Below are 8,970 nucleotides of genomic sequence, written 5' to 3'. Positions count from 1 at the left end.
ACCGCCAGGCTATGGCTGAGGTCTTTTGTCAACGCAGCCTAGGATTAACGTTACCCTGCGCTCCAATGCCCGTCAGTGTGACGACACCCGTCGAGCTTATTACAGACCCAGCTGTGTAGTCACCGCCGTAATCGCCCAGAGCAATGCTGGAATTATCGCTCAGAGTGATGTTCAGATTGCCGTCAACATGAACCTGGCTGCTGGTGCCATCAGAACCATACACCCAGCATCGATTGCTGTTCGCAGCAACGTATACGTTGGTCGTCGTGTCCGCCGGAGTCGTGGCGTCAGCTTTGGCAAAATCACCAGAAAGGTTTATATTGTTCGCCAAATTATCCGGCCCCGCCTAAAGTTAATCCAAAGTCACTTCGATCTTCGGTCGTATTGGGATCATCCCTTTATAGACCCTGATTAGTGGAGATTTCACTTACGTATTCGTTAAATACGCGCAACATCCGATCATCGGGCTATTCCCCTGAAAGCACGCGGCAAAATGCCGACAGACGATGAAGAAACGAAGGTTCGATGTCGTTAATGCCTACGCTCAGTATGGAGAAAGGTTTCCGGCATTTCATCCTTCATTTCAAGCATCTGGTAAAAAACAATCTTGCTTTCATGAATTTACGTTACTTCTCGGTAAAGTTCGTTTCAATCAGGCAAGATTCGCTTCATACATCAAACCGGATAGCAATGTTTGACCCGGGACTACTCAACTCACGCCGACATAACACGCTCAAGAAAATGCCGTTAGCTCAGATCGATCCCCGGTCAGGAGAGGCCTAACCCGCTCGCCCCACGAGCTGTCACCGCTAATGGAAAGCCAAACGCGCTTTCGCTAGAACGATCTGCTCTATACCTTCTGCCGGGACCCGGACCGATAGGCTACCGACATCGGTTTCAACAGCGGCAAATGACCTCCGCTCGTGGTGCGTTCAACGCTCCGGCGGGAATTCACTCCGGCTGTCTCCCCGATACTTCTCCCGAACCCGACGCTTTATCGGCAAGTGTCGTCGTGCGTCATGTCGGCCATATCCCACTCAGAAACCTTGGTCCGAGCCTGGACTGGCAGGAAGATACCGGACAATACCGCTAATTCCATGTTTCTGTCGGAGACCGATTGGCATTACGGATTCCACGTTTTTTTTCGAATGCCCACCGTTTCCGTCGCCGCTCCCCGACCGGCAATATTCTACCAAATCGGCCACTTCTAAGAGCTTCGAATTAATCAGCAAATAACCTGTTTGATATACGAATTACCTCCACCACAGGAAAATAGCATAACAAAGATTATAGGTCTTAACATTCAAATTCGAAGACCTTGCTCCACAAGAGAGAGCAGGCGACGGATCGATACGCGTATTTCGCAGTATGAACGCACGAGCACAGCCATACGTCTCTCCAGATTAACACTCGTGTCTATACGGTTGCTTTAGCGTGACGGGAGCGTCAAAATACGCGGATTCAATCTGTAATCTCAAGTAAGACGAGCATAATCCGATGACCGATACCACTTTGAGTAGCCGTTTCACGTGGGCAGAAGGCACCACGAGTGAAGGTGACATTAATAATATTACAGTCAATCCCGGACTTGTACCTTGCTGGATTTCGGGCAACCCTGGAGATGCGGCTTTTACAATCGACGGCACCATGATTGTTAATATGGGTGAGGGTGCGGGTATTGCGCTTGGTGTATGGGACGGCTCGTCACTGAACAGCGCCACGCTGAGTGCAACTGGTGTTCTGGTGGTTAACGGGAGCGGCGTTCAGGGCAGCGCCTCTGGATATGACAGCATAACCGCAAAAGGATTTTCAATCTGGCAGGAAATATTACGAACAATGGAAGTATTACTATAAATAACTGCTCGATTTACAACTACAACGCCAGCTGCCATATGACCGGGTCAGGGACAATCAATCTGAACAATGTCACACTCGCGTCCGCCGGCGGCAAACAGCTTTGCTACGGCAATCCGACATTCATGAGCATTACTGGCCAAACCATTAATATGAATAACTCTCAGGTCGCCTTTGGCTGTGCGGCTGTGTCTGGTGGTGGCGTAGCGAGTAACCTGACAATCAATCTCACCGGTGGGAACAACTATATCGGATTCATCCCGAATACGTCAGTATCGTCAATAACCGTTACTGGCTTCGGTATCGGCGACATTATCGATCTTGCTGCGAAAGGCGTTACCGACTCATATCAGTACGACCCTTCAAGCGGTGTCTTGCTGATCTACGCAACAATTTCCGGAAAATTGCAGCAGATATCCATTAATATCGGTCTCGGCTACGATCCCAATGGTTTCAGTCTGGCGTCGACGTCCTCATCCGACACGGAAAAGGGTGTCACGTATAATTACCCGGCCCCATGCTATCTGGCTGGCACTCTCATCTCGACACCGCGAGGTCCCGTTGCTGTCGAAAACCTCACCGCCGGAGATGAAATAATCATCCATACTCCGCAAGGTGGAACAGAAACAGATATCATTCTTGCCACAGGAAACAGGCGACTCACCGTACATGAAGATGGCGCCACCTATCCTGTGTGCGTCAGAAAAGATGCCCTGGGTGAGGGCATACCGGACCGAGATCTTTATATTACCGATGAGCATTGTCTGTTTCTGGAGGGAAAATTCATACCCGCAAGAATGCTCGTCAATAACGCCACAATCCTTTATGACAATACCATACGCGAGTATGAGATATTTCATTTTGTTTTGAAAAATCATTCTGTTGTTGTTGCCAATGGCGTTTATTCGGAGTCATTTCTACACGAAAGCCATCCGAATTTTTTGTCGCTCAACGATGACGCGAGCGAACTGAATGCTGCAGAACGCTTCCCCGTCGTAACGGATATCAGAGAAATCGAGCCTATCTTTAACCAGATCGTGCGTCGCGCTGCACTCAATATGCCGGCATTTACACCGCATAACCCTGAGATCAGTCTGGTCGTGAACGGAAAAACCGAAGTCAAACCGGCCCGTATCAACGGAAATAAAGCCGTGTTTGTCATAGACGAGCCGTTCGATCTGCTTGCTTTACGGGCAAGACAGTTCCGCCCAAGCAACGCAATCGGCCCGTTCTTCGACGATCGACGCGATCTTGGCGTTCTGGTGGGAGAAATCAAGCTCTTCAAACCGCAAGATACGAGCAGTTCCAGCGCACATCTGACCGATGTTCCCGTGCCGGGCTGGCATTCACTCGAATGCAGAAATCTCCGCTGGACGCGAGAAACTGCCTATATAACGGATTTGCAGAACGATTACGGCAGCGCGGTGCTTTCCGTAGAAGTTCTGCCCACACAGTTTTATTCGTTATAAACCGTTCAGGATCTGCCGGCGTTCTGCGAAAAATCGAACACTTATCATTACCAGCTCGTCCTGTCCTGGCGAGCACAGCGAGTGGCGATCCCACGAGATTGCCTGTCTCAGGCTTTCAATGCCAGGCCTGAAAGGTCAGGACTGGCAGGATGCGTCACTCGGCGCGTGCACAATGGCGAAGCTTATCGCACCAAGAGTTCACAGGCGTGCTTCTCACGCAAAGTATCGCACGCGCCCATAAATATCAGCTTCTCGTACGCGGAGCCTTCATAGCCGCACGCCAGCCTGTTGGCAGCGGCACCGCACTTCCGCGCAACGATTACATCCATGGATGAATATCGTCGTCCTCATTGATCCAGCCTAAAGAGCGCATCTCCGTGGCGATCCAGCCAATTGACGTCTCCTTGGAGGGGTGCAGTTCGAAGGCATGTGGATAGCCGCTCTCCGGCATCGTGGTCTCGACGGCCTCTGTCGGGAACGCAAATCCCTCGTCCCGAACGGGTCGGGTCAGTATATCAATAACCGCTACCCGCTTATCAGGATCGAGACACTGGGTGATCGATCCAGCAAGGATTGTTTTCAATTGTGCGGCCTCGTCCGGATACCGGCCCGCCCATTTCTCCGTGACGACGAACTGCTTCTCAAGATGGCCTGGGCGAAGAGAGCTTGAGCCACCGACTATGCGCCCGATCCCCGCCCTCTCAGCAGCGGCCCCCCAGGGAGGACCTGCGCAAAATCCATCGATTTTTCCTGTCGACAACGCGTCGAGCATTGTGTCGGGGGGCATGATCGCAACACAGTCGATAGCCTGAGGACAATGCTCAAGCAGGTATTGTCGCAAGAGCAGAAAATGCGTCGAGTAGGCATGAACTACGGCCAATCGAGGCGCAGTTTCTCTCTCCAGGGCACCATCACGCAAAACGATCGTATTGCCGCCATAAGACAGGTTGGCTGCGACCAGTAACGGCGTCGGGCGACCACGCTTTCCGAGATATGTCATGATCGCGAGCGGCGGAAACATGACGGCGGCATCCAGATGCCCCCAGCTTAGTCCATCGGCTATATTGGACCATGAGGGCTCAACCATGATTTTTGCCGCAATCCCGGCCTTCTCGAACAATTTCAGCTCTCTGGCCATCATGACGGGCAAACTGTCAGCCAGACGAAGAAGCCCTATGCGAAGAGGGACCGTCATGGTTTGGCACCGGATAGATTGACATCAAGGTATTGCTGGCAGACATCCACCATGCGTCTTCCCTCCTGCATGGCACGCTTTTGAAACCAGCGATGTGCGGCTGCTTCGCCTGCCTTTTCATGCATTATGAACAGCCTCTTGGCGCGATCAATTACCTCACGCTCTGCCAGGTGACGTTGCGCTTCATTCAGCGCAGCTGCCTGCTGCTGGAAACGCGCATAAAGCGCGATGGCAGCACGCAGGACAGGTTTGACGTCATGTGGAAGCGCGCCGATCACATTATAAGAGCATACGCCGGCGTCGAAAGCCTCCTGCATCAGGGCTTCATCATCCCGGTCGACAAACAGCGCCACCGGGCGACTCTGCGCTGCTCCCGCAAGCACACGAACACTGTCAAGCGCATCGCGATCGGCCGTTCCCAGATCGACCAAGACAATATCCGGTTTCCCCAGACTTACGGCTTCGATCAATGGCATGCCCGAAGCCGGGCATATGACTTCAAGATCCGTATCGGCTGCAAGCAGCTCAGACAGCGCAACAGCGCGATGCGAATTGGAGTCGGCAATCAAAACACGCATAGTTCAGTATACGTCTCGGGCGTAGCGTCCCGTTCGCGTCATTTCGCTCATATACTGGGTGACTTGCGACAGCTCCATTTTCCCGTGCTCTTCCAGGATTTCTCGCAGGGTAAGATCGACATCGCGTGCCATATGCGTTGCATCGCCGCAGACGTAGATATGGGCACCACGCGCAATCCACCCCCAGAGATCCGCACCGACGGCCCTCATTCGATCCTGAACATAAATACGCGCTTCCTGATCGCGCGAAAATGCCAGATCGAGGCGCGTAAGAACGCCCGCATCACGCAAGGCCTCAAGCTCCTCACGAAAATAGAATCCCGAAGCTGCATGGCGCTCTCCGAAGAACAGCCAAGCGCCACCAGATGCATTGATGGCGGCCCGATGCTGCAGAAAACCTCTGAAAGGCGCAATTCCTGTACCCGGTCCAATCATGATGATCGGGATCGCCCCGTCGTCAGGCAAGCGAAAGTGACCCGATTTCTGTACAAAAACCTGAACCTCTCCACCTGTGCCCTGACGAGCGAGCCAATTCGAACAGAGACCGGGATAAGGATCGTTTGCAACCCCTATCGTCAGATGTACCTCACCAGGATAGGCGAGCGGCGACGAAGCAATAGAATACAGTCGTGGTTGAAGCCGGCGAAAAAGGACAGGAATATCTCTCAGGGCTATACCATGTCCCGAAGTGGCAAGCATGTCCGGCAGATAGCCTGCGCCTGCACCAAGGTGGGTCTGCATCGCAGCGCTGGCGCGCGAAAGGTCAAAATGTATGGTCAAAGCCTCGCGCAACGTCGTCGTTTTGCCCGAATGCAGAACAATTTCCGTCTCCTCAGGAAAACCGAGAACGCTCAGCACTCTCTCTACAATATCTGACCTGTTACATGGCCATATGCCAAGAGCATCCCCCGGCTCATAAGCAAGATCCGTTCCATTTATATCAAATCCAATCAACCGCGTCTCGCGGTCGGACTCAGCAGGGGTAATACGCACATTGCGGCAGAGTCGTACTGCCAATGGGGCCGCACGCGGGTCATCTGCAGGCGGGCCTGGACGTGTCAGCCCCGTCTTTTCCACTCCCAGCGCTGCATAAAGCCGAGATTGCCAATCCGCCCGATTGTCGTCATCCGGTTCACATTCGTGTCGGGCAAGAAGCGTTTGACTGCCAAGCTGCCCCAGTCGTTTGTCCAGCGCCCGGCCAAAGCCACAGAAACTGGCATAAGTTGAGTCGCCGAATGCGAGCACAGCGTGGCGCATGCCAGTTATAGGCGCAGTCCGGGCTTCCAGCCCCGTCCAGAATGCGGCGGCGCTATCAGGTGGATCGCCGTCCCCGAAAGTAGACACTACAAATATGGCATCTCCCGTCGGAAGATCGTCGGCCGATACGGTATCCAGACAGATACAGGGCCAATCCATTGCTTTGGCCAACGTATGAGCGGCGGCTTCAGCGCGCCCGGTCTGAGATGCCCAGAAAACGGTCGGCCCTTTGGTGGGCAGGTCAGAGGCCGGCAGCATTTTGCGTGCATACAGGCCCGCAAGGAGCCCATCGATACGCAAACGTTCCCCTCCGGCAATCGGGGCGTGTGGCGGTACGAGCGGCACCTCCCCGGGGAGAGGCGGAGACAGGCGTAACCCTTCCAGAAAACCACTGAGCCACCCCCTTGCAGTTTCTGACAAAGGCAGTGGGGGGGCCTGCTCGATGCCAATCAGGCTCGCCAGATGCTCGACCGGCTGAGAGTCTATGCTCTTGGTCGGAGCCGGTACCCGACTCAGGTTGACTGCGCAAAGTTTGAACCCCGGCTGGAGCGAGACCGGATCCACCTCATCAGACGTCAGCGCATTCACGGCCAGATCCTCTCCGAATGCATCGTTCCAGTGAAATGGGGCAAAACACACGCCCGGCGGCACACGATCACTCGTGCGCACCGGCAGCGTTGCCGCCCCGCGCCTAGACCGGATCATCACACGGTCATCGGGAGCAAGCGCCAGATCACGTGCGATGTCGGGGTGGATCTCTATGAATGGTCCGGGATGAAGCTTGCACAAAGAGTCGACCGTGCCTGTCTTGGTCAATGTATGCCAGTGATGCTGCAGGCGGCCTGTATCGAACACGAATGGATAAGCCTCGTCCGTCTGTTCTCCCGCACCGAGAAACGGCCGAGCGAGAAACTGCGCACGCCCGTCATCTGTGGCGAAATACGGCCCCGAAAGAGGATCTGGCTTATACCGGACAGGGTGACGCGCCTTTGTATCACCAGGTGGACAGGGCCACTGGACTGGTCCCTGCTCGAGGCGCGCATGACTGATACCCGAAATATCGTAACCGGTTTGGGGATTGGCAAAACCAGCTGCCTCGGCAAATACTTCTGCGGCACTGGAAAAATCGAACCCGGTATATCCCATTGCACGCGCGACCCGGGCAATGATTTCCCAGTCAGGCATTGCCTCACCCGGCGGAGGCACGGCAGCTCGCGTCAAGGTCATGGTCCGGTCGGAACCAACCTGCACGCCTTCTCCCTCCGCCCAGAGCGCACCGGGTAACAGGATATCGGCGTAAGAGCCCGTTTCCGTTCCTTCGAAAGCATCCTGCACAATTACGCATTCTGCTTTCTCCAAACCCGCAATAACGCCATCACGACGCGCAACGCTTGCTACCGGATTGGTACAGATGATCCAGACTGCCCTGATCTCACCGCGTGACATTGCTTCGAACATACCGATTGTGCCAAAGCCTGCCGCCTCACGGATCGTACCAGGCGGCAAATTCCAAATAGTCTCGGTAAAGGCCCTGTCCGCCGCCGCCATTGTGCTACGCTGCCCCGGCAAACCGGGGCCCATATACCCCATCTCCCGGCCTCCCATCGCATTGGGTTGACCCGTGAGCGAAAACGGACCGCTTCCCGGCTTGCAGATGGCACCCGTGGCCAAATGCAGGTTACACAATGCGTTCGTATGCCACGTACCGGTCACACTCTGGTTCAGCCCCATGGTCCAGAGACTCATCCATGAGCCCGATTCCCCGATCCAGTAGGCAGCCTTTTTGAGATCATCGATTGCAAGGCCCGTTACCTCAGCGACCCGTTCGGGCCCATACTGCGACAGAAACGGGATCATCGCCTCCCAATCGCGCGTATGACGGGTGATGAATTCATGATCGATGGCATTCCATGCCAGCAACAGATGTAGAATACCGTTCAAGAGGGCGAGGTCGGTACCCGGTCTGATCTGAAGGAAGAGATCAGCCTTGTCTGCTGTCGCTGTCCGCCGTGGATCGACCACAATCAGCCTTGCGCCCAGCCGCTTGCGATCAAGCAGACGCAGGAACAGGATCGGGTGACAATCGGCCATATTCGCGCCGATAACGAAAAACAGATCGGATTGGTCGAAATCCTCATACGAACCGGGCGGCGCATCCGACCCAAGCGAGGTCTTGTATCCCGCTCCTGCCGAAGCCATGCAAAGGCGCGAATTGGACTCGATATGTTGAGTACGCCAGTAACCTTTGGCGAGTTTATTCGCCAGATATTGCGCCTCCATCGTCATCTGGCCAGAGACGTAAAGAGCAAGTGCATCCGGCCCGTGCGTATCGAGAATAGCGCGAAGCCGCCGCGCCGTTTCCTCGATCGCATCGCTCATACCCACGGGTTTTCTTGGAGCGCCCCTCGCTGACCGGCTGGACGCATGACGCATGCGCCCTGGAGCCGTAATCGGCTTGTCGCAGGAACTGCCTTTGGTGCATAGCCGCCCACGATTGGCCGGGTGCTCGGGGTCGCCACGCAGTTTTACGATCCGCCCGTCTTCAACGTCGAACAGGATGCCGCATCCTACTCCGCAATAAGGACATGCCGACCGGATGGTGTTATGTGCCATCGCC

8 protein-coding genes are annotated in these 8,970 nt (G+C 54.8%); 4 read left to right on the top strand and 4 right to left on the bottom strand.

Annotated features, from left to right (window positions below; translation table 11 throughout):
* Nucleotides 1-28 precede the first annotated feature (28 nt).
* Nucleotides 29-223, bottom strand: a complete 195-nt coding sequence (locus tag NF685_RS11220; RefSeq protein WP_252849660.1) for a hypothetical protein — start codon at nucleotides 221-223, stop codon at nucleotides 29-31.
* A 687-nt stretch (nucleotides 224-910) separates the two neighbouring features.
* Between NF685_RS11220 and NF685_RS11215 the strand changes: the two genes are divergently transcribed.
* The 4 genes from NF685_RS11215 (at nucleotide 911) to NF685_RS14300 (ending at nucleotide 3,658) form a co-directional block, all read left to right on the top strand.
* The gene (locus NF685_RS11215; RefSeq protein WP_252849659.1) at nucleotides 911-1,093 is read left to right on the top strand and encodes a hypothetical protein; all 183 of its coding nucleotides are present in this window, start codon (nucleotides 911-913) and stop codon (nucleotides 1,091-1,093) included.
* Between the two features lie 404 nt (nucleotides 1,094-1,497).
* Complete coding sequence (locus tag NF685_RS11210) at nucleotides 1,498-1,854, top strand: hypothetical protein (protein ID WP_252849658.1); 357 nt, start codon at nucleotides 1,498-1,500, stop codon at nucleotides 1,852-1,854.
* Nucleotides 1,806-3,323, top strand: a complete 1,518-nt coding sequence (locus NF685_RS11205) for a Hint domain-containing protein (protein ID WP_306414237.1) — start codon at nucleotides 1,806-1,808, stop codon at nucleotides 3,321-3,323. The genes NF685_RS11210 and NF685_RS11205 overlap by 49 nt, the downstream gene beginning before the upstream one ends.
* A gap of 206 nt (nucleotides 3,324-3,529) precedes the next feature.
* A complete protein-coding gene (locus tag NF685_RS14300; RefSeq protein WP_264813652.1) occupies nucleotides 3,530-3,658 on the top strand; it encodes a hypothetical protein in 129 nt (42 codons plus the stop codon).
* Here the strand turns inward: NF685_RS14300 and NF685_RS11200 are convergent.
* From NF685_RS11200 to NF685_RS11190, 3 genes are read right to left on the bottom strand one after another with little or no spacing between them, the layout of a single operon-like run.
* Nucleotides 3,643-4,518 carry an ABC transporter substrate-binding protein gene (locus NF685_RS11200; protein ID WP_264813651.1) on the bottom strand — a complete coding sequence of 292 codons (876 nt, stop codon included), beginning with the start codon at nucleotides 4,516-4,518 and terminating at the stop codon, nucleotides 3,643-3,645. The two genes, NF685_RS14300 and NF685_RS11200, sit on opposite strands and share 16 nt — an antisense overlap.
* Nucleotides 4,515-5,096: an ANTAR domain-containing response regulator gene (locus NF685_RS11195; protein ID WP_222548233.1), complete on the bottom strand. Its 582-nt coding sequence runs from the start codon at nucleotides 5,094-5,096 to the stop codon at nucleotides 4,515-4,517. The genes NF685_RS11200 and NF685_RS11195 overlap by 4 nt, the downstream gene beginning before the upstream one ends.
* Before the next feature lie 3 nt (nucleotides 5,097-5,099).
* A complete protein-coding gene (locus NF685_RS11190; protein WP_252849656.1) occupies nucleotides 5,100-8,966 on the bottom strand; it encodes a bifunctional nitrate reductase/sulfite reductase flavoprotein subunit alpha in 3,867 nt (1,288 codons plus the stop codon).
* Between the last annotated feature and the right edge of the window lie 4 nt (nucleotides 8,967-8,970).

Source organism: Asaia lannensis NBRC 102526 (assembly GCF_024054035.1).
Taxonomy (GTDB): Bacteria; Pseudomonadota; Alphaproteobacteria; order Acetobacterales; family Acetobacteraceae; genus Asaia; species Asaia lannensis.
The sequence above is the reverse complement of the archived record's forward strand: the minus strand, read 5'-3'. Positions and strand labels throughout refer to the sequence as shown.

Bases quoted from the DNA above. Each gene is read 5' to 3' on its own strand.
- NF685_RS11200 (WP_264813651.1), bottom strand. From the start codon at position 4,518: ATGACGGTCCCTCTTCGCATAGGGCTTCTTCGTCTGGCTGACAGTTTG.
- NF685_RS11215 (WP_252849659.1), top strand. From the start codon at position 911: ATGACCTCCGCTCGTGGTGCGTTCAACGCTCCGGCGGGAATTCACTCC.
- NF685_RS11210 (WP_252849658.1), top strand. From the start codon at position 1,498: ATGACCGATACCACTTTGAGTAGCCGTTTCACGTGGGCAGAAGGCACC.
- NF685_RS11195 (WP_222548233.1), bottom strand. From the start codon at position 5,096: ATGCGTGTTTTGATTGCCGACTCCAATTCGCATCGCGCTGTTGCGCTG.
- NF685_RS11190 (WP_252849656.1), bottom strand. From the start codon at position 8,966: ATGGCACATAACACCATCCGGTCGGCATGTCCTTATTGCGGAGTAGGA.